Origin of the sequence: Cytobacillus spartinae (assembly GCF_042865285.1) — a bacterium.
Taxonomy (GTDB): domain Bacteria; phylum Bacillota; class Bacilli; order Bacillales; family Cytobacillaceae; genus Robertmurraya_A; species Robertmurraya_A spartinae.
Genome location: NZ_JBIACK010000002.1, coordinates 138,027 through 159,600, shown reverse-complemented (window position 1 = coordinate 159,600; position 21,574 = coordinate 138,027). Strand labels below are relative to the sequence as shown.

Annotated in this window: 15 protein-coding genes; 2 read left to right on the top strand and 13 right to left on the bottom strand. The window is 37.0% G+C overall.

Annotated features, from left to right (window positions below; translation table 11 throughout):
- Positions 1-61: 61 nt before the first annotated feature.
- Positions 62-3,832, bottom strand: a complete 3,771-nt coding sequence (gene addA, locus ACFYKX_RS06750; RefSeq protein WP_389359823.1) for a helicase-exonuclease AddAB subunit AddA — start codon at positions 3,830-3,832, stop codon at positions 62-64.
- Between the two features lies 1 nt (position 3,833).
- Positions 3,834-7,325, bottom strand: coding sequence for a helicase-exonuclease AddAB subunit AddB (gene addB, locus ACFYKX_RS06745; RefSeq protein ID WP_389359349.1), 3,492 nt, complete (start codon positions 7,323-7,325; stop codon positions 3,834-3,836).
- Between the two features lie 226 nt (positions 7,326-7,551).
- Here addB and ACFYKX_RS06740 point away from each other — a divergent pair, with 226 nt between their 5' ends.
- Positions 7,552-8,277 carry a DUF3784 domain-containing protein gene (locus ACFYKX_RS06740; protein WP_389359347.1) on the top strand — a complete coding sequence of 242 codons (726 nt, stop codon included), beginning with the start codon at positions 7,552-7,554 and terminating at the stop codon, positions 8,275-8,277.
- A 125-nt stretch (positions 8,278-8,402) separates the two neighbouring features.
- On the opposite strand, the gene ACFYKX_RS06735 is transcribed toward ACFYKX_RS06740, so the two are convergent.
- Together ACFYKX_RS06735 and ACFYKX_RS06730 are read right to left on the bottom strand one after the other, a co-directional pair.
- Entirely contained in the window at positions 8,403-11,441 is a 3,039-nt protein-coding gene (locus ACFYKX_RS06735; RefSeq protein WP_389359345.1) for an efflux RND transporter permease subunit, read from the bottom strand.
- A 298-nt stretch (positions 11,442-11,739) separates the two neighbouring features.
- Positions 11,740-12,066 carry an SCP2 sterol-binding domain-containing protein gene (locus tag ACFYKX_RS06730; protein ID WP_389359343.1) on the bottom strand — a complete coding sequence of 109 codons (327 nt, stop codon included), beginning with the start codon at positions 12,064-12,066 and terminating at the stop codon, positions 11,740-11,742.
- Between the two features lie 162 nt (positions 12,067-12,228).
- Between ACFYKX_RS06730 and ACFYKX_RS06725 the strand changes: the two genes are divergently transcribed.
- On the top strand, positions 12,229-13,380 hold the full coding sequence (locus ACFYKX_RS06725; RefSeq protein ID WP_389359341.1) for an MFS transporter: 1,152 nt from the start codon (positions 12,229-12,231) through the stop codon (positions 13,378-13,380).
- A gap of 89 nt (positions 13,381-13,469) precedes the next feature.
- On the opposite strand, the gene ACFYKX_RS06720 is transcribed toward ACFYKX_RS06725, so the two are convergent.
- The 9 genes from ACFYKX_RS06720 to ACFYKX_RS06680 all read right to left on the bottom strand — a co-directional run bounded on the left by ACFYKX_RS06720 (position 13,470) and on the right by ACFYKX_RS06680 (position 21,520).
- On the bottom strand, positions 13,470-14,006 hold the full coding sequence (locus ACFYKX_RS06720; protein WP_389359339.1) for a GNAT family N-acetyltransferase: 537 nt from the start codon (positions 14,004-14,006) through the stop codon (positions 13,470-13,472).
- Positions 14,007-14,027: 21 nt separating this feature from the next.
- A complete protein-coding gene (locus ACFYKX_RS06715; protein ID WP_389359337.1) occupies positions 14,028-15,557 on the bottom strand; it encodes an acyl-CoA synthetase in 1,530 nt (509 codons plus the stop codon).
- 135 nt (positions 15,558-15,692) lie between these two features.
- Complete coding sequence (locus ACFYKX_RS06710) at positions 15,693-16,868, bottom strand: thiolase family protein (RefSeq protein ID WP_389359335.1); 1,176 nt, start codon at positions 16,866-16,868, stop codon at positions 15,693-15,695.
- A gap of 68 nt (positions 16,869-16,936) precedes the next feature.
- Positions 16,937-17,860: an intracellular short-chain-length polyhydroxyalkanoate depolymerase gene (phaZ, locus tag ACFYKX_RS06705; RefSeq protein ID WP_389359333.1), complete on the bottom strand. Its 924-nt coding sequence runs from the start codon at positions 17,858-17,860 to the stop codon at positions 16,937-16,939.
- A gap of 118 nt (positions 17,861-17,978) precedes the next feature.
- Positions 17,979-18,158: a hypothetical protein gene (locus tag ACFYKX_RS06700; RefSeq protein ID WP_389359332.1), complete on the bottom strand. Its 180-nt coding sequence runs from the start codon at positions 18,156-18,158 to the stop codon at positions 17,979-17,981.
- Between the two features lie 11 nt (positions 18,159-18,169).
- Positions 18,170-19,177 (bottom strand): branched-chain amino acid ABC transporter permease, encoded by a 1,008-nt coding sequence (locus ACFYKX_RS06695; protein ID WP_389359330.1) that lies wholly within the window; start codon positions 19,175-19,177, stop codon positions 18,170-18,172.
- 6 nt (positions 19,178-19,183) lie between these two features.
- Positions 19,184-20,044: a branched-chain amino acid ABC transporter permease gene (locus ACFYKX_RS06690; protein ID WP_389359328.1), complete on the bottom strand. Its 861-nt coding sequence runs from the start codon at positions 20,042-20,044 to the stop codon at positions 19,184-19,186.
- Between the two features lie 17 nt (positions 20,045-20,061).
- On the bottom strand, positions 20,062-20,769 hold the full coding sequence (locus ACFYKX_RS06685) for an ABC transporter ATP-binding protein (RefSeq protein WP_389359326.1): 708 nt from the start codon (positions 20,767-20,769) through the stop codon (positions 20,062-20,064).
- Complete coding sequence (locus ACFYKX_RS06680) at positions 20,747-21,520, bottom strand: ABC transporter ATP-binding protein (protein WP_389359325.1); 774 nt, start codon at positions 21,518-21,520, stop codon at positions 20,747-20,749. The genes ACFYKX_RS06685 and ACFYKX_RS06680 overlap by 23 nt, the downstream gene beginning before the upstream one ends.
- Positions 21,521-21,574: the final 54 nt, after the last annotated feature.

Genomic DNA, 21,574 nt, shown 5'->3' with positions numbered 1-21,574 from the left:
TGTGAAAAATAAAAATAAACCGGCTAAGAAATAAGTTTCCCATGCCGGCTCTAAAATAATCTTAATCGAACTTGATAATATGTGCACCATCAAAAAAGAACAAGTATTTTTCATCAACCTTACGTTTTAATATCGTTTGAAGTGCTTTTGTATATAATTCAATCTGCACCCGGTAGCGATCCTCTAACACAGGTTTTGCCTCATCAAATCCGCCTTTGAATCTGTCATGTATTCCATCCGTTTTATAGTCAAGAAGAACTGCCCCTTCTTCATCTTCAAAGAAGCAGTCTATAACCCCTTGAATTAAAATAGGTTCATCGGTACCTTTCCAGTTATCATAGGCCTCACTTGCTGGGAAAGAAACACTAAATGGAATTTCTCTTTTTAGATTGTCTGCACGAAGCATTCTTTGTCCTAATTCGGAATCAAAGAAGCTAACAATTTGTGAAGCATCAATAACCTCTCTTTGCTCCTCTGTTAAGAGCTCCCTTTTCAACATATCTTCCAGTAGTTGTTCAACAGCAAGTACCGTAATTGGTTCAGAATAATCGACATGTTGCATAACCATATGCATAGCTGTTCCTCTCTCAGCAGGAGTTAAAGCTTTTTCCTGCATGAATCTCGGTCTATTTAACAATGGTTTTTTAAATTTCCTAAGGATCATCGTATCACTGTCTTCTGCAGCTATTTCCCTCTGTCTCTTTATTTCTGAAACAGACTGCTTAGAACGATGTGATGAAGCATGTGTATATGGATATTGCCAGCTTAGCTGTTGATGAACTAATTCTTTAAAGGATGATTCTATTGGCACAAGCTCAGCGTTATACACTTTATCCATCATATTGTCCTGTTCTAATATTTGAGTTTCGGATTGCTCCTTAATCTCATCTGCTTGTATCATACTAACCTTCCAACAAGATGGGTGCAAGGTGATATCGGATGGGACTAAAGGGTGAACCTCCTGATCCTGCCTTAAATCAAAGCAATCCTGATGCCTAACTAGGGCTGGACCAATCCAATCGATATACCCTTTTGCTGCAGAGCGATCGTATTCTTTAATAAGCCATTCGTTATTTTCTAAATGCTGGGCCCATTCCGTTAATTTCTTACTAGCATCCTTAACAGTTGCTAATAAATATAAATTCTCTTTTGCACGTGTTAATGCTACATATAACACACGCATCTCTTCCGCTAGCATTTCAAGCTTCTTTTTTCTTTTAAAAGCAAGCTGAGGAAGTGATGGAAATGAAATTCGCTTCTCTGCATTTACATACTTCGCCGCGAACCCAAATTCCTTATCTAGTAAATAGGACTTCTTTAAGTCCATTGTATTAAATTGACGGGCTAAACCTGCCACAAAAACAACTGGAAATTCTAGACCTTTACTACTGTGAATGGTCATCATCCGTACAACGTCTTCTTGCTCGCCTAGAGCCCTAGCTGCTCCTAGATCATCCCCTCGATCTCTCATCCGTTCAACGAATCGAAGGAATCGGAATAGGCCTCTAAAGGAGGTTTCCTCATATTGGCGGGCTCGGTCATAAAGTGCACGGAGATTGGCTTGTCTTTGCTTTCCACCAGGCATCCCACCGACAAAATCATAAAATCTTGTTTCTCTATACAGCTGCCAAATTAATTCTGCTAAAGCTCCCTGTCTCGCTTTCGTTCGCCAATTCGTTAATTGGTCATAGAAGGGACGCAGCTTATCATAAAGCTGCTCGGTTTTCTCCGTAGGGTTTTTTTGACACAATGCCTTTAAAGCTTCGTAGTAGGAACCTCCTCTATTCTCCAATCGCACTAAAGCTAGTTCCTCTTCATTTAGCCCAACAATTGGGGAGCGAAGAACAGATGCCAACGGAATATCCTGGTACGGATTATCTATTATTTTTAAGAGAGACATCATGATGGCTACTTCTGTTGCCTCAAAGTAACCAGAAGAAAGGTTCGCATATACCGGAATTCCTTGCTGTTTAAATTCCTCCATAATTTGCGGAGCCCAAGTCATAGAACGAAGAAGAATAACAACATCTCTATATTCGATCGGACGACTTGAGTTGGTTTTTGGATTAAAAACAGGCTTACGCTGCTCAACCATCTCCTTGATTTTACGAGCCATCACTTTTGCCTCTAGTTGTGATTGAGCCAAATCTTCAAGATCAAACTCAGATGGTGAAGAAGCTTCCTCATCTTCTACTTCTTCAGTCTCATCTTTTCCCTGTTGATTGATTAACAAGAGCTCAATCGGGTATGCCTCTTTCTCGGGATAAGGCGCACCTTTGACTAGCTCTGCAGCTTTGTCATATTCAATTTCGCCCACTTTCACTCCCATGATCTGTTTAAAAAGGAAGTTAGTCCCCTCTAATACTTCTTTTCGACTTCGGAAGTTTCTAGCTAAGTCAATTCTTAAGCCTGAGTTTTCACCTTCTACCTCAAAACGATTGTATTTACTTAAAAAAAGGTTTGGCTCTGCTAAACGGAATCGATAAATGGACTGTTTGACGTCCCCAACCATAAATAGATTTCCACTTTCTTCAGCATCCTTAGTTACGAGCTTAAGGATGGCTTCCTGTACCATATTCGTGTCTTGATACTCATCCACTAAGACTTCTTTAAACTGACTACGATAAGAAAAAGCTTCTAGAGAAGGAATAAGCCTTTTCTCTTCCCTACTCTTTTCTTCATCACACAATATTTCGAGGCAGTAATGTTCTAAATCTGCAAAGTCAACAAGCCCTTTTTCTTTTTTCACTTGTGAGAACTTTACTGAAAAGCTTGCTACCAACTGAACGAGTGTTTCAATATGTGGTCTCATTTCCATCATATCTTTAATAAAACTTTCAGGTTTTCTAGAAAATAGTTCACTTTGTATTTTTTGTACGATTTTTTTTGCCTTATCTCTTAGCTTTTGTGCACGGTCGAGAAGTTCTTTGTCAAACTCATCTCCACGACATGTTTTCGCACGAGAGAAAGACCACGATTGAATTGCTTCATAAAGCTTTTCCCATGAGTCACTTTTTGCTTCTATTAAGCTATCAATAATACGGATATCATCTAAAAAGTTCTCTGCCCTTGGTGCTGGACCACCTGGAATTTTTGTTAGCTCCAATCCGCTTTGTAGAAGATGTTTAGCTCCTTCAAGCTGAAGCTCAACATCATACATTAGAGCATCAATAAATGGTAGTTGTTCAATCGTAGTTGTCGGCTCAACATTATACATTTCTGCAATTGAATCTAAATATTCATATGGAGAAGGATTAGATCGTGCAAAATCATAGAGTTCACGGACAATGTCTTGTAATGCACTATCGCTTCGATCGTTCGTAAAAGTATCTACTAACTGATAAAAAGCAAGATTTCCTTCTTTCCCATATTCTTCTTCAAATAGCTCGTCCATTACTTCATCTCTAAGAAGCTGAGCCTCGGTTTCATCAGCAATTCTAAATCCAGGATCCACATCAATCTTATAGTAATATTTCCGAATTACTTCTAAACAAAAGGAGTGAAGTGTTGAGATAGATGCTCTGTTTAAGAGCGTTAGTTGTTTCCTAAGATGCTTTGAAGTAGGATCTTTATCTATTGCTTTTTCTAGAGCTTCCCCTATACGATGCCTCATTTCCGCAGCTGATGCATTCGTAAAAGTAACAACTAACAACTCATCAACATTAATCGGCTCATCTACTGACAAGATCTTATTGATCATTCGTTCAACAAGAACAGCTGTTTTCCCTGAACCAGCTGCCGCCGCCACAAGGATATCTTGTCCCTTCGCCATAATTGCCTTCCATTGGTCATCTGTCCATGTAACATGTTCTGGCTTTGGTGGAATGGTCATTTTAGCCAAGCTCGTCTGCCTCCTTTCTAATTAGATCTAATACTTCTTCTTTTGATTGGACTGGAAGGGATCGATATTTATTTGCCTCTAAGGATTCATCAAACTGACAAACAGGCTTATATGAACAAAACGTACAAGGTGTACGGTCCTTCATTTTATAAGGCGCAATGTTGACCGTTCCATCTATTATAGAGTCTCCTGTCTGAACGTACATTTTTCGAACAAACTTCCTTAATCCCTCAAATTCTTCTTTACTTGCTACTTTCGAACGTTTTGATAACGACCCATCCTTTTTAATCCCAGCAGAAATGATTTGTGAATCACCAGTATCAAGTGTATTATCCATTAACTTAATGACATTTTCTTCACCAAGTAGTAGACCATTCATTTTAAACTTCTTAAAAAGTTCTTCCTCAATCTCATCTATTCCAAGCATTTTTGTCGTGTTAATCATTGGATTATGAACATGAAAGTATAACACACCTGCTGGATTAGCTGCTGCACCAATTAGTGAGCTAGAGTGAGAGATAATAATATCTAGGTACGTTAACATTTGTAGAGCCAACCCATAATAAACTTCATTTACATTTAGGTCTTTCGAGCTTGATTTATAGTCAATGACTCTTAAGTAAACTCCACTTTCATCTACAGCTTTATCTACTCGGTCAATTCTACCGACTAGCTCCATTTTTGTACCATTTCGTAACGAAAAGGATAGCGGCGGGATTTTCTCCTTCGGTCCGAAACCTAACTCTAACCCTACTGGTACAAAACCACTTGATTTAGCATGCTCACTTAAAACGAACGATGCTCTTTTTATGATCTGCTCAAGCTTTCTTTTAATATAATGATGCCTATTAGAGCTTAATAGAATCTCATTTTGAAGCTTAGGTGCCAACACCTCAACTGCTTCCTTAGCAAGCTTCTCTATTTCACTTTTTGAAATGTCATTCCATGAAAGGTTCTTATTCGTAATAGTTTCAGCTATATATTTTAAAGCTCCGTGAAACAACTCACCTATATCCGGTGCCTCTAATCTAAATATCTGTCTGTCTCGAAGTTTTAAGCCATGTTGAGCAAAATGAGAGAACGGACAGCTATGAAACAGTTCCATTCTAGATACACTAGTTTGAATTTCTTCCCCATACAATTCTTTACTAATTTCTTCAGGAAGCTGCTTCGATTGGTTACTATAATCTAAGCTTAATAGAACTTTCTTTGTTAAATCGTTCCAGCGTGGGTTGCTTAAATAATAGTTGTATACATCCCACCAGAAGTCATAAATTGGATAGTTTCTCTTTTTTAACTGAAGCTGTGATGTCAAATGGGCGAGTGTCGTATTTTCATTTACTACGTATTGAAGCTGCTCTGATTCTGTTAGCTCTGAAGGCTCTGTCATATAGTACTGGATGTTAGCGTCTGGGAACATATCCGTCATCCTCTTAATGTAAGAAGATGCAATCAATGCCTTACCCTCCTCATTTGCCAATGGGTAGCTAATGAATAATTGTTCTGCAGGAGTTGTGAATGCCTTATAGGCTATAAATTCCTCATCTAAAAGGCGAGTTCGACTACTAGCTGCAATTTTTAATCCACTATTAATTAACTTCTCACGATCTTCGTCAGCAAGAAGTCCATCTTCTGAGAATTTTGCTGGTAGCACACCTTCATTTAAGCCAATGATAAAAGCAACTTTGACATCTGATAACCTTGACTTCTCGAGATCTGCTGCGAGTACTTGGTCAATGGCAGGCGGAACTAATGAAAAACGAAGTGATTCCATCCCCGCATCTAAAATAGAGGCGAATTGCTTCAAAGTGACTTGTTCATCTCCAAGCATTTCAACAAACTGATCTAACATTTCCATCATGCTGTTCCAAGCTTGATCATGCTCCCTAGACTGGATAAGGTTACCTTTCTCTTCAGCTTCCAACTTCCATTTTTCTAGTTTCGCAGGAATGTCCAACTCCTCTAAATACAAATAAAGTGCTTCACTTAACTTTCTGCCGTTATCAGCTTTCTTAAGTCTTCGTGATAATCTTAAAACTGGTGCGGTAATCATGAGCCTTAATTCATTAAGCTGTTGTTCTAACTGTCTTTCTCTATCTGTTTGCGGTACCGATTCAAGCTCCAGACCTCTAAATCTTCGATAGATCCAGCGATCTTTTTTAATCCATTTATCCCCTTGTATACCGTAAGCTAAAACATAGTTCTCCAGGTGGTCCATTTTTTCACGTAATTGTAAGCTGTTTGAGGTTAGAGGATATAAAAGCTCTGTTTTTACTGCTCGAAAAACGGAGTCATATTTCCAATACCCATTAATAATTTCTAAAGTTGATCTCACTAATTCAACCAACGGGTGATTTAACATCGTTCGCTTTTGATCAATAAAATATGGGATTTCATAATCATGAAAAACCGTTTCAATAATATCGCGATATTCGTTGCCATTCCTCATTAATAAGGCGATATCACGATAACGATAGTCTTTTTCTCTAACCAACTTTTGAATGGTTCGTGCTAACCCTTCTATTTCAGCTCGTCGATTAACAGCTTGTCCAACTGAGATAACAGTATCACCTTTATAAGGAATAGTCGGACGACTATTGAAATGGTTTTCTAGATGCTGTAAAGATGGGTGTTGCCATCTTTTTTGCTCATTTAGAAGAAACTCTTCAACTTGAATCCCTTCCGTTCTAGCAATTTCATAAATCGTTTGGCTATTTTCACCAGACATACGAAATAGGTGTAGTTCATCAGGTGCTACTTCGTTAAAAGGTTTATCTAACGTAAAAGTAATCGTGACGTTCTTACATAGCTTCATTAATTGTTCAATAATCATATATTCTTGAGGGGTGAAACTGTAAAACCCATCAATGTATACTTCAGCATTTTTTAAATAATTTGAAGAAACCGCTTTTTCAGTTAGTAGCCTAAAATAATCCTCTGAATCTATATATTTGTCCAATAAAGATTCTTCAAAGTTTTTATAAATTAGCTCTAAATCATGAAGCTTATCATGAAGTGCCTTTGATGGGTTTTCACCATCTACAAAACTAGCTTTCTTCACCGCTAGCTCCTCGGGACTCACACAGTAACGCTTAAACTCGGTTAACATTTGTTCCATTTGTTGAATAAAGCCATTTTTATCAGCAGCTTTTTGAAATAACGTTAACTCATCCTTCTTATCTTCAATAATTTTTCGGATAAGCATACTTAATCCAACATTACTTAAATGATAACGGCTTATCCCACCAGTTTCTTGAAGAATTCTCCATGCAAGCCGAGTAAAGCTATAAACTTGTGTACGTATCATCCCACCTATTTCAGGAGCAGTAATTAATTTGTATTCAGATAAAAATGTCATCTGATCTGGAACAAGATAAATGATTGGGTCCCCATCAGGGTTGTTTAGCATTTTATCCTGTATTTCATTTAGACAATATGTAGTCTTACCAGTACCAGACCGTCCTACGAGTAAACGAACTGACATGTATTTACCTCCTTTATACTAAGGACTTTATATTTAATGTTTCTCTATATTGAGTACTGTAAATCACATTTGATTAACATATTATACTTCATCTATCTTATCACAGAAGTATGTAAATTTTTTGAAAAGGCATATGACACTTTTTACAAATTAAATGGAACTTAATGATTTATGGCTCGTATATATTTGTATGAAACTTCCAACTTGGTTTTAGGAGGGTTACTTTATGTCAGCAGTGTTTTTTATTCAATTATTTATAGCACTATTGCTTTTTCTAATTGGTTGGGGAATTAGAAAAAAAGAAACTTATGACCTTATTTCTGGATTCGCTACTCGACCACGGGAAGAACAAGAAGAATTGATTAATAATGGATATGTGAAGAAGGCGACAATGCTTTTAATGACAACAGGAATCGGCATGCTGATTCTGCTTCCATTAAGCTTCACACCTTTTCCTTTTTCTATAGAAGTACAATTTGGTTTTTTGCTCGTTTATTTGCTTGGTGGAACTATTTATTTGTCTAAATACGAGGTTGAAAAAAAGCGAAAACGCAGCTATATTTTTAGCACGATTCTCTTTTGCGTTGTAATTTCTGGTGTATCAATCCTCTATTCCTACGGGTACAGAGATTTTGATTTAGTTTTGAGAGAAGATTCCTTTGAAGTGTCAGGCATGTACGGTGATGAATGGACTTATAACGACATTGTCCAGGTAGAACTATTAGAAGAAATGCCCAACATAAAGTGGAAAGAGAATGGTTTCGGGTTATCAACAAGGGCGAAGGGACACTTTGACGTTGATGGACACGGAAGTAGCCTATTATTTATTCATAAGGACTCTTCCCCTTACTTGTATATAAAACTAGAGAATCATAAAGATATTTTTATAAATACGTCAAATTCTGATGAAATTTTGGATTGGTATGAGAAGTTAAAGGAATATACTAATTGATCTTTAAGGATAGATAAAAGCGAATTAAGCTTGAATAGAAATTGACATTCATGCAAACGGAGGCATGGTTTTAATTATAAGAATTAACATAAAAAAACGGGCCGAGGCCCGTTTTTTCTATACAACTATCCAGCAATTTGTTCTGTATTTGTAGTTAATTGTTCTCTTCTTTGTTTTCTTGATTTCTTAAAGTGAAGTAACTCATAAATACACGGAATAACAACCAATGTTAACAATGTTGCCATTGCTAATCCCCCGATTACTACAACCGCTAAGTTTTGAGAAACTAGGTTTCCTGTCTCAGCCTTTTTGAACAATAATGGGAGCATAGCACAGATCGTTGCAACAGCTGTCATGATGATTGGACGCATTCTTGTTACTGAAGCTTCTACAATCGCATCACGAATAATCATTTTCTTTTCATTTTGTTTTACACGATCTAATAAAACGATCGCATTTGTTACTACGATTCCAATTAGCATTAAAGCACCTAATAATGAAGTAACATCTACAGGGATTCTGCTAATTAGTAATCCTAGAATTGCTCCGATTGCAGCTAAAGGCAATGAGAATAGGATAGCAATTGGTGCTCTAAATGACTTAAAGGTAATAACCATGATTAAGAAAACTAAACCTATAGAAATAATCATTGTCATAAATAAGTCAGTAAAGTCTTCAGCTTGTTGAGCACCAGCACCACCTACAAATACTTCAACACCTTCTGGAAGCTCTAAGCCTTTATCTTCTTTGTTATCTCCAAAAATACTAAGTTGAACTTCTTTATTAATAGAAGAAAGCTTTTCTGGATCTATTGTTGCAGTAACTTGTAAGTAGGTTTCACCATCTTTATGAAAAAGACTAGTTGGCTTTTCTTCTTTTACAAGGGTTGCGATTTCTGAAACTGGGACGAAACCTGCTTGAGTGAAGACCGGAATATCTTTCAGATCTTCTTGACTGTTTGTATCTAAAATTGGTTCAAGAACAACCATTGTTTCTTTTTCATTTAATTTCATGGAACCAATAGGTGTTGGATTTAACATAACAGCAAGCTGTCTAGCCACTTGCTCTGTATTGCCCTTCGTTGGATCAACCGTTAGAGAATAGACTGTTTTCTTCTCTTCCTGGTTCGTTGTTACCTCTTCGACTCCATCAATACTGCTAATCTCCTCTTTTATTGTATTAGCTGTATCTTCTAAATCGCTTGTGTTCTCACCAATAATATCAATTGTAATATTAGTAGCAGAACCACCGAACATAAAGGAGCTTGCCATAACTGTATACTCTGCATTCGGATAATCTTCTTTTAATTTTTCTAGCTCCTTCATTACCTTGTCTGTTTCATCCTTATTTTTTAAAAGAATGCTATACATTGCCTCTGTCGGAGACCCTACTTGACCGTATTGAGCTGCTTCTGCTGAATTACCAAGCTGTGTAACAGCATACTTAACCTCATCCATTTCAAGTATAGACTTCTCTAGTTTTAATGCATTTTCTTTAACTTCTTCAATTGGAGTCTCATTTGGATAACTAAGTGAAATGCCTACATAATCTGCTGATGAATTATCAGTCGCACCTTTTGGCATAACAAAGTAGGTACCTATAGATCCAGCAAACAATAAGAATGCTAAGGATAGAACAATCCACTTGTGGTTTAAAGACCAAGTAATGAAATTCTTAAAGCGCACTCCCGGCTTATGCTCAGGTAGTTTGGTTCTTTTTAAAAGACCAGCGCTCATTAATGGTACTACTGTTATCGCAACAAGTAATGATGTTAGCAATGAATACGTTACTGTTAATGCAAATGGCAGGATGAATTCTTGAAGACTACCACCTAATAAACCTATAGGTAAAAATACTGCCACTGTAGTTAAGGTAGAAGCTGTAATCGCTCCTCCCACTTCCTTCGTTGCATCAATTACTAGCTGAATAGAGAATTTCTCCTTTTGCATCTTTCGGAAAATGTTCTCGATAACCACAATACTATCGTCCACAAGACGGCCAACAGCAACTGCAACTCCTCCAAGAGTTAAAATATTTAACGTAATACCTGATTTAGATAGTAGGAACAACGTAAAACATAGAGACAATGGAATAGAAACAATTGTGATAAATGTAGAACGAATATTTCTTAAAAATACCATGATGACAATGGTTGCAAATAATGCACCTAATAATACCTCTTTAACCATTGACGTAACAGATGACTCAACCATATCTGCAGTAGATAAGTAAACCGTCGCTTCCAAGTTATCGTAATCATTATTTATTTCTTCTGTTGCTTTTGCAATATCCTTACTAACAGAAACTGCGTTAGAGGAACTATCCTTTGCGATACTTAAAGCAATAACTTCTTTTCCATTCATTCTACTAATAACATTATCTGGTTTCTTTTCTTCAACCGTTGCAATATCTCCAAGTGTTACAGCTGGAGTTATAGGTAATTCACTTAACCTCGTCAAGCTAGTCATATCTCCAATAACTTTAATGTTACTTGTTTTGTCGTCAATTACTTTTTCTCCAATGGACAAAGCTGTATTTTGTCCATTCATAACACCCATAACTTGTTCTAGTGAAACCTGGTTTGCTGCCATTTTTTCATCATCAATTTGGATAGATACATAGGAGGAATCTGTACCATATAGCTGAACGCTTGAAACTCCATCAACATCCTTATAAATTGATAATATCTTATTCTCAACCATCTCTAAGTTGTCTGCAGTAAGTCCATCCTCAAAAGTTAGAGCTACTTGAGAGATTGGAATCATTGATGTGTTTAATTGTATAATCGAAGGCTTTGATACATTTTGTGGTAACTGAACACTGTTTACAACATCCTGTACCTCTTGCTTTGCTTCCTTCATGTCCGTTCCAGACTCAAAGAATAAATCAATCTTAGAGAATCCGTCTCCAGTAGTAGAATAGAGATTACTTTTCCCTTTTACACCTGCTACTGCCCTTTCGAGAGGAGAAGTTACTTCGCTCTCCATAGTTTTTGAATCTGTTCCTTGACCAACTACCACGACTGTTACTTGTGGGTTGTCTGCGGACGGTAAAAACTCCATTGGAAGTGTAAAATAACTAAACACCCCAATCACTAACGTAAGCACTGTCACCAATGTAACAGCCGCTTTATTTCCAAATGACCATTTCGTAATCCAAGACATTTGTATAAGTCTCCTTTTTTAGTAAAATTAACCTAATTTCTCCGAAGTGAATCTTATCATTACATTTTCAACTTGGGAATACATTTTTCCAAAAATTAAATATTTTTACAATTTAAGTACATAATGTTAACCTTTTCCACATCCCAACAAATGTTATTGTACAGAAATCAAATCATCTTCCATAAGTGACTTTAGTCATAAAAAAAATCACCTCTGGATGATTAAGGTGATTACTTAACTTATAATTTCAAAAAAATACAGACCACCATTTTAGATGATCTGCCTACCGTTGTTTTGGCTATTGGTATTTCTTCACAATCTCTTGTAATTTTAATGCTAACCCAATACTTCCATCTACTTTAAGTCCACCGGTCATAAAAGCCATCGTTGTATTTAAATCATCCTTTAATAGCTTAGAGAAATTCTTCTCATTCAGCTTTAATGTAACTGCAGGTTCTTGTGTGGTATCCTCCGTTACTTCAACCTGGCCACTCTTAAGGATAATCTGTAATGATCCACTTTCCTCTAAATCAACCTGAAATACTCGATCTTTTTCATCTTTAATGTGTTCTGGATTATTGTTCATTTTTTCAACGAGTACATTCAATTCATCTCTTACCGTCATTTTAATACCCCTTTTAATCTATAGATTCTATAATTTAATATTCGATACATTTTGTAATATTCCTTTAAGTTTCATGACGAAAGTACCAAGCTTTATCATCACGCTTAATGCCATTGGAACAACTTCCTTCTTTATCCAATTGGCATATTTTAAAGGAGGTAGGTGATTAAAGTGCATCCAAATAAATCAATTCTCCAGTTAACGGCAATGATTTTAACGATTACCGGCATCTTCGTAGCTAGTAATATATACACGCTCATCCCAATCTATATTTCTATTTCAGATTCTTTAGGTGTTACAGAAAATCAGGTAGTGATTGCGGGAAGCTTATTTACTTTATTTTATGCTTTTGGACTCCTAAGCTTCGGTCCCGCTTCAGATATTTTTGGGAGGAGAAGAATATTGGTTTTAGGCATGTTTGTATCCGCACTTTCAACTCTAGCTGTTGGATTTTCAGATACTCTCATGAGCCTATATGTTTCAAGATCTATTCAGGGTATAACACTTGGGAGCTTTGCACCTGTTGCGTTCGCATATGCATTTGACTTATACTCTCCCAAAAATAGAACACTTTTATTAGTGTTCATAAATACTGGTTTTCTAATGGCCGGAATCATTGGGCAACTTATCAGTTCCTCCATTAACATCTATTACCCTTGGGAATACGTTTTTTATTTCTTTTCATTATGCTATATTTCTCTCTTTGTTATTTCTTACTTCGTCTTACCAAAAACGGCACGACCTCAAAAAAACAAAACCTCGTTACTAAAGATATTTATTCGTCTCTTAAAAAATAGGAGCTTGATAAAATGTTACGGAATTGCAGTTACTCTTTTGTTGTCATTTGTTGCTCTGTATGATGGGATCGGAAGGTTTTTTACTGGATCAGAAGAGGAGTTATTCGTCCTTCGCGCAGTTGGGTTAATAGGTGCCACCCTTTCTTTATTCACAGGGAGGCTTATTGAAAAGTTTGGTGTCGGAGTTACATTGAAAACGGGTTTAATGATCGGGGGTGTCAGCTTATCATTCATGACTATTTTTAAGGATTGGATCTCATTAATGGCTTTATCTGTATTATTTGTCGCTTCAATATCTCTGCTTATTCCTACAGTAATCACCTTGATCGGAACGTTAGGAGGTAATCATCGTGCTAAGGCTCTGTCTTTATATTCATTTATCCTTTTAGCTGGAGCAAGTTTAGCCTCCCCTATTGCGGTAGCGTTAAACTTCAACCATTTGCTATTCCTGTTAATTTGTTTCTTTTTCTTTAACCTCTTATCAAGCTATTTGTTAGGAAAAGAGATTGACTTATAGATCTACTTGGAATAGCGCTCTTAAACATGGATACTATTTATCTTTTCAACTTATTAATTATAAAAGCGCGAGGTTCTCGCGCTTTCATCTTATTTCCATTCAGTTCGAAGTAAACCGTATAAATGCATATCGTACCTTACACCGTCACGCTCAAGAAACTGTCTGTAAGAACCTTCTTTTTTAAACCCTAGGTTCTCATATAAAGGAATAGCTCTCTCATTGTATGAGAACACCGTCAGTTGGAGTCTAAATAAATTTAACTCGTTAAAGGCATAGTTAATGATGCATCTCATCGCTTCTTTGCCATATCCTTTTCCCCAATGACCTTCGTTTCCAATCAAAATGGAAACCCAACTTGTTCGGTGGCTCCATAAAATGCCGTCCAATTCTGCTAACCCGATTAATTCGTTTGTTCCATTCAGACGAATGGCAAAACGATAAGTGTCCTTTGAGGTAGAAGATAACCAGTTTTTGATTTCTTCTTCCGTTTTAGGTTTCATCGGAATGGCATCAAAATGCCTCATAGTCTGTTCGTTTCCGTACCAGCTTTGAATGGTGTCCAGATCCTCTTGTGAGAAATGGCTTAACTTTATATTTTTACTAGATAACAGCTTATTCGTTAACATATTCGTCACCTCTAAGCTGTATTATTCTTTACTAACCCTCGTTTTCCCTTTTTCACTTCTTACTTTAATCCCATAGTTTTTTAACTCTTTTTTATCAATTTTTCCTACATGGGTTTTAGGTAACTCTGTCATCATAAATATTTCTTTAGGAATTTTGTAGCTTCCTAGTTTGTATGAACAATGTTTTTTTATATCATCGATAGATAAATTTCCGTCCTTCATAACAATAAAGGCTGCTACAATCTCCCCCCATTTCGTGTCTGGTAATCCAACAACCGCCACTTCATTAACTTGTGGATGAGAGGAAATCCAATGCTCAACCTCTAAAGGATAGACATTTTCTCCACCTGTAATGATCATATCCTTTTTTCTACCAACGATATAGTAATAGCCATCTTCATCTCTTTTTGCCAAATCACCTGTGTGAAGCCAGCCGTCAATTAGAGTTTCTGAAGTGGCAGCCTCATTGTTCCAATAATAAGCAAAAGAGTGCTTACCTTTAATGAGTACCTCTCCAACTTCATTCGTGTTTGCCTCATTACCGTCATCTTTGAGAAGCTTTATTCCATTAAAAAGCATAGGTTTACCTACAGAGCCTCTTTTTTGATTTGCATCTTCCGGATCAATGAAAAAGTTATTAGGTCCTGCCTCCGTCAATCCGTACCCTTCCTTGAATAACAAATCCTTCCGCTTGAACTCCTCATAGATTTCTAGTGGACAAGGAGCTCCCCCGGATAAGAATGTTTTAATGGATGGAAAAGTAGAGTCTTTAAATTCGTTCGTTTCCACCATCATATGATACATGGTTGGAACAAACAGAACGATGGTAACATGATAGTCATTCAAGTATCCTATAGCAGTTACAGGATCAAAGTCACTAGCAATCACCACTTTTCCTCCTACCATTAGGATAGGGATAGATAGCGCGTTTAGTCCCCCTGTATGGAATAAAGGCATATAGGTTAAAGTTGTATCCTCGCTTGTTAAGCTCCAGCTTACGATTGTATTGATTCCATTCCAAAGGATGGATTGATGTGACAGGACAACCCCTTTTGGTTTTCCAGTGGTACCACCAGTATATATAATGGCTAACGGATCAACATCATCAATTGATCCAGTAAATTCATTTGTCAGGTTACCATTCTCTAAGTATTCCACTTCACAATCTACTTCAAAAAAGTCAATTTCTGAAAAAATAAGTTTATCGATTTTATCCTTAAAATTGGAATGATAGCCAATTAGTTTAGGAGAGCAATCCTCAATAATAAATTTTATCTCCTCTATCGACAGCCTCCAGTTAATTGGAACAAAAACTGCTCCAATTCTTCCACATGCAAAAAGTAAGTCGAAGTAGCTTATATGATTAGGAGAAAGAAGTGCAATGCGATCCCCTTTTTTGACTCCCTGTTTAGTTAACCAGTTAGCAGTCGCGGTACAACGATTATTAATGTCTAGGTATGTCCAGCTTGTATTTAGCTCTGCATCAATAATAGCTTCTGCATTTGGTGTTAACCTCGCTCTATTTTCTATCCAATCGAGTTCCCACCTCACTGTAATCTCTCCCTCGTTCATGATGTTCTCATTTTAAAAAAGAAAAGTTACAACGAAGTTACATTTACTATTTTAAAAACAGATCTGTGGTTAAAACAAAAACACCTGGATGGCTCCAAGTGTTTACTACTATTATTATAGAGTTTCAATAAATACCGTTGCTCCCATTCCGCCACCTACACACAGAGAAGCAATCCCCTTATTCAAACCTCTTCTTTTTAATTCGTGAACAAGACTTACAACAATTCTTGAACCAGTACACCCAACAGGATGCCCGATGCTGATACCGCTTCCATTTACATTCACTTTTTCTCTATCTAAACCAAGTTCTTTTTCCACTGCAAGGTATTGAGCTGCAAATGCTTCATTCACTTCAATTAAATCAGCATCTTCTATAGACCAACCAACATTTTTCAGGCCCTTTTGAACAGCCGGAACTGGACCTCTCCCCATGACTTTCGGATCTACACCAGCAACTGAAAAGCCAACAATTTTAGCTAAAGGTGTAAGACCTTTTTCCTTTGCTAACTCTTCTGACATTAACACTAACGCCGCACCGCCATCGTTAATACTAGATGCATTACCAGCTGTAACAGTACCATCTTTACGGAAAGCTGGTCTTAATGACGCTAGCTTCTCTTTTGAAATATCAGATCGTGGACTTTCATCCTTAGCAACAACTGTTTCACCTTTTCTAGATTTCACTGTAATCGGTACAATTTGTGAATCAAAGTAGCCATTTTCAATTGCATGAATTGCTCTAGAATGGCTTAATAAAGCAATCTCATCTTGCTCTTCTCTAGTGATTTCGTGTAAGTCTGCCAAGTTTTCTGCTGTTTCTCCCATCATAATGTTGTGAATAGGATCTTCTAACACTTCCCACACAGTATCATTTATTTGACCATGTTGCATTCGGGCACCCCAGCGATGCTGCTTTAATACGTATGGACTTGAGCTCATTGCTTCAACCCCACCTGCAATGACCACATCGGACATACCGGCTTGAATCTGTAATGCAGCAGAGATAATTGCTTGCATTCCAGATGCGCATTGCCTTTGAACAGTAAACCCAGTTGTCGTATCAGCCAGACCTGCTAAAAGAGCTGCCGTTCTTGCTGTATTGGGTTGGTCTGTGCGTTGAATACAATGACCTAAGATGACTTCATCTACTTCATCATGGTTTAGGTTACTTCTTTTAACTGCTTCTTGAATAACAGGAACGATTAAGTCTGTCGGTAGAAGATCTTTGAACGCTCCACCAAAACTTCCAACTGGAGTCCTTACAGCTGATGTAATTACTACATTTCTCATCTAGACGCCTCCCCTTTATTTAAAACTATAAATCTAATTTATATTATAATAGTTGGAAGCACCTTCGACTACTTTAAGAAATCTGAAACAACTTCTACTAATTGAGTGATGTCATCTACTAAAGGAGAATGTCCACAGTCTTTTAGTTCTACAAATCTTGCATTTTCTCCAATGTCCGTGATGATTTCTTCCGCCATTTCCTGTGTAACGATAAGGTCTCGGTCTCCTCTTAGAACGAGGCTTGGGATTTGAATCGTTTTAGCAAGACCATTTCCTTCAACTAATCCATTATATTCATCACTAATATTGAATTGATTTAAAGCATGAACCGTTTCGGCATAGTTCCTTTGTGTGAGCATATCATCAATATACTCTTCGTATCGATCTGGCTGTGGTTGATTTTTTGTATAAATAGTTGCATTAAATACATATCTTAAGAGATCTCGGTTCTTATTTGCATAAGCTGTCTCAGTTGGTACTACTCTTACGGAATCATGTTTAATTTCTTCAAATGTTTTAAGGCGTTTATTTATATCAGGTAACCCTTCTGAAGTTAGTTCGTAAACCGGATATCCTCTTGTTGAACCAGGGGCAAGCAGAATCAATTTATTACAGTAACTTGGGTAATCGGCTACAAATTGCATACAGACAGGTGCTCCTAGCGACCATCCCATAATTGAGAAATCTTTTAACCCGATTTGTTCAACAAATAGTTTTATATCATCTGATAAATCTTTGATGGTATAGATTGGATTGTAGTAGGAAGACTCTCCAAATCCCCTCATATCCATAGCATACACTTTATATTCTGGAGCAAGGTTTTCAAATAAAATATCCCAGTGTTTTGAAGAGTTCATATTCCCGTGTATGAGTAGAAGCTTCTTCGATCCACCTTCTCTTTCTCGGTATGCAATCGTTTCACCATTCGGCAAATCTACTTTTTTCAATTGAACCTTTTCCTCTACTGTCAACGTACCCACTCCTTCATCCACAAGATATCTTCCTTTTAACCTTCTAAGGTGTTTCTTCGTCCTATTTCTTCAACAAAACTAGTTATGATTCCTGCATATAACTTGCCCTTGATTTTTCAAGACAAACACAATCTGAGGACTATTGATCTTCAACAATACTTTTCATAAAAGTCATAGCATCTTCAGTTGTCTCAAAGAGTGTTTCTTTGTCGTCCTGTACATGGGTAACTTTAATACGCCAATGTTTTTCACTTGTATCTTTGTCTACATCGGCTAAATGAAATCGAATCACAAATGACGCAATTTGTTTTTGCTCCAATTCGACTCCTCCTAACCAGCTGCCTTTTTCTGCTCAGATTTTACAACATCCTGTTTTTTAGATTTTGATTTAAACCTTAAATCTCTTAGCGTCCCAACAATACCACGTGGGAAGAACATGACGACCAATATATAGATAATTCCAAAGAAGATAATCCAACGTTCAAATATCCAATGAACTTTAGCTAATTCGGTTAACCAATGCTGAGCAAATTCGATGAGTCCCGCTCCAATAATCGCTCCAACAAGTGTGCCAACCCCACCTATAATGGTCATTAGAAGTGCATCTAATGTAATGTCCATTGTAAAAACACTTGTGTTTACAAATCTTAACGACACAGCGTATAAAACTCCTGCCAATCCGGCAATAACTCCTGAAACAACACTCGCTACAATTTTATATTGAAGAACGCTATATCCAAGTGATTCTGTTCTCTGCTCATTTTCACGGATGGCTTGTAGAACTCTTCCAAGTGGAGAATTTGTAAATCGATTTAAAAATAGAAAGACAACAATCATCATAACTAAGCAAATCAAATAGAAATCCATTCTGTCTTTAAAAATATCTGGTGTTCGGAATGTAAATCCATCATTTCCATAAGTCATCGTTCTCCACTTTTCAGCTAAAACTAGAAACAAACCAGCAAAGGCTAATGTAAGCATGGCGTAAAAGTGACTTTTTAAGCGAAGTGTTAATAGCCCAACAATGTAACTCAAAATAGCTGTAAGTACAATGGTTGTTAAAACAGCTAATAGGAAATAAGGAACTGTTGGTTCAAACCGCTTCATAAAAATCCCTATGGAATAAGCTCCAATCCCAAAAAACATGGCATGGCCAAACGAAACGATTCCAGTATAACCAAGCAATATATCATAACTCATGGCTAATATGGCAAAGATGAAAACTTGCGTAAACAGAATCATCATGGTTCTGGAATCATATACAAATGGGAATATGAGGAGCAAAAGAGCCACTACTGCATAAAGAACATTTTTTCTATTATTCACGATCTCTTTCATTTTTCCTCACCCCTTCAATCCGAATAAACCTTGTGGCCTGAAAATTAATACGGCAGCCATTAGAAGCATATTAACTGCTAGTGAAAGATCTGGAACGTAATAAGCCATGAATGAACCTGAAAGTCCAACTAATATGGCTGCTAATATAGAGCCTGGGAAACTTCCCATTCCTCCAATAACTACCACGATGAATGCCAAAATCGCAAATTCCATTCCCATATCCGCATGAATAACACCCGAATATGGCCCAAGCAATACTCCACCTAGAGCCGCCATTCCAGCTCCAATCATGAACACAAGCATGAAAACCTTTTGTATATTAATTCCAAGAGCCTGAACCATTTCTTTATTCATAACTCCTGCACGTACAACTAACCCTATTTTTGTGTTCTTTAGTACGTATTGAACAGCAAAAAACACTAGTAAACCAACAGCTATTATAAATGCACGGTACTTAATAATGATGACCCCACCAACTTCCCAGCTACCTTTTAAGTATTCAGGTGGAACAGCCGAAATTTGGTTTGGTCCCCAAACTACTTTTAACATTTCCGATAAAACAAGCATAAGACCTAATGTAATTAAGATTTGTTGAACATGATTTCCGTAAACAGGCTTTATAATCCATTTTTCCGTGACAATACCTAAGATTAATCCAGTAATGATTGCACCTGCAATTCCCACTAGAAAGCTTCCTGTAGTTGAATATATCCAAATGCCACTGTAGGCCCCCCATGCAAACAAGCCACCATGTGCAAAATTAAGAACGTCCATTAACCCAAAGATTAAGGTAAGCCCAGCAGCGAGCAAGAAAATCAGCATACCGGTAGCTAATCCATTTAGAGCTAAGCTAAAAAACAAATCCACTTCTACTCCTCCTCCCTTTAAGCAATCCCTAAATACTTTCTTCTCATATCATGGTCTTCTTTTAAAATTTCCATCGGTCCATTCTGAACCGTTTTTCCGTCATCAATAATATAAAAACGATCCCCAATTGTACTCGCCATCATAAAATTCTGTTCAACAAGAACAATGGTTGTTTTATCTTTCATTTGCATGATTGATTCCATAACCTTCTCAACTACAATTGGCGCTAGACCTTTACTCGGTTCATCGATTAGTAGTACATCATTATCATTTACATATGCTCTAGCAATAGAGAGCATTTGCTTTTGTCCACCACTTAGTAGGCCGCCATGTTTTTTCCAGAATTTCTTTAAATCTGGAAATAAATCTAAAATATAATGAAGACGTTCTTTCGTTTCATCATTATCTTTTTTTATGGCTACCTTCATATTTTCTTCCACTGTAAGCTCTGAAAAGATTCCTTGATCTTCAGGAACAAACCCAATTCCTTTTTGAGCAATCGTATAAGTGGGTAGCGTTTGAATGGGTTCATCATTGTAAAGGATAGTCCCTTTTGACGCGGGGTTTAAACCCATGATGGTTCTCAGTGTTGTTGTTTTACCTGCTCCATTTCTTCCAAGTAGAACCGTTACCTCTCCTTTTCTAACTTCAAAAGAAATGCCTTGTAAAATATGATATTGACCAATATATGTTTCAACGTTATCAAGCTTCAACTGTACGCTCATCGTAAAGACCTCCTAAATAAGCGGACTGCACTGTTTCATTTTTCATGATTTCCTCAGGAGTTCCATCAGCAAGCAATCTCCCGTTAAATAGAACCATGACGGAATCAGATAGATCCATAATCATATCCATTTTGTGTTCAATTAATAAGATGGTACGGTCACCCTTAAGCTTAATTTTTCGAATAACATCTAAGATCGCGGGTACCTCCTCTAAAGACATTCCTGCCGTAGGCTCATCTAGTAGAAGTACTTCCGTATTAAGCGCTAATAGCATGGCAATCTCTAGCTTTCGTTTTTCACCATGCGCTAAATTTACAGCTAGCGTATCTTCTTTGTTGTTAAGAAGAACCATTTCTAGCCATTCCGTTGCTCTTTCTTCTAAATGCTTATGTTTTTTAAAATGAGATAGCATTTGATAGCGTATACCTGCTTGAGATTGAACAGCTAATCTGACATTCTCTAACACTGTTAAATTAGGAAATACATTTGTTATTTGAAAGGAACGGCCGATTCCTTTTCGAGTACGTATGGTTGGAGATAGCTTTGTAATATCTTCCCCACGGAATTTGATTTGCCCCTTTGTTGGAGATAATTGACCACTTAAAAGGTTAAAAAAGGTTGTTTTTCCAGCACCGTTTGGACCGATGATGGATTTAAAGTGATTCTCAGGAACAGCAATATTTACACCATCGACTGCCGTATGTCCTCCAAAAGCAATCGTTAAATCTTGAGTTTCAATTATTGAAGTCATTTCTCTCACCACGCTTTTCAAAATTTAAAACTTACTCCTCTTTTCTATACACAA

What these genes read in the sequence shown, in the direction of transcription:
- addA (WP_389359823.1), bottom strand. Translation starts at nt 3,832, where the DNA reads ATGACCATTCCACCAAAGCCAGAACATGTTACATGGACAGATGACCAA.
- ACFYKX_RS06710 (WP_389359335.1), bottom strand. Translation starts at nt 16,868, where the DNA reads ATGAGAAATGTAGTAATTACATCAGCTGTAAGGACTCCAGTTGGAAGT.
- ACFYKX_RS06735 (WP_389359345.1), bottom strand. Translation starts at nt 11,441, where the DNA reads ATGTCTTGGATTACGAAATGGTCATTTGGAAATAAAGCGGCTGTTACA.
- ACFYKX_RS06685 (WP_389359326.1), bottom strand. Translation starts at nt 20,769, where the DNA reads ATGAGCGTACAGTTGAAGCTTGATAACGTTGAAACATATATTGGTCAA.
- ACFYKX_RS06730 (WP_389359343.1), bottom strand. Translation starts at nt 12,066, where the DNA reads ATGACGGTAAGAGATGAATTGAATGTACTCGTTGAAAAAATGAACAAT.
- ACFYKX_RS06740 (WP_389359347.1), top strand. Translation starts at nt 7,552, where the DNA reads ATGTCAGCAGTGTTTTTTATTCAATTATTTATAGCACTATTGCTTTTT.
- ACFYKX_RS06680 (WP_389359325.1), bottom strand. Translation starts at nt 21,520, where the DNA reads ATGACTTCAATAATTGAAACTCAAGATTTAACGATTGCTTTTGGAGGA.
- addB (WP_389359349.1), bottom strand. Translation starts at nt 7,325, where the DNA reads ATGTCAGTTCGTTTACTCGTAGGACGGTCTGGTACTGGTAAGACTACA.
- ACFYKX_RS06695 (WP_389359330.1), bottom strand. Translation starts at nt 19,177, where the DNA reads ATGAAAGAGATCGTGAATAATAGAAAAAATGTTCTTTATGCAGTAGTG.
- ACFYKX_RS06720 (WP_389359339.1), bottom strand. Translation starts at nt 14,006, where the DNA reads ATGTTAACGAATAAGCTGTTATCTAGTAAAAATATAAAGTTAAGCCAT.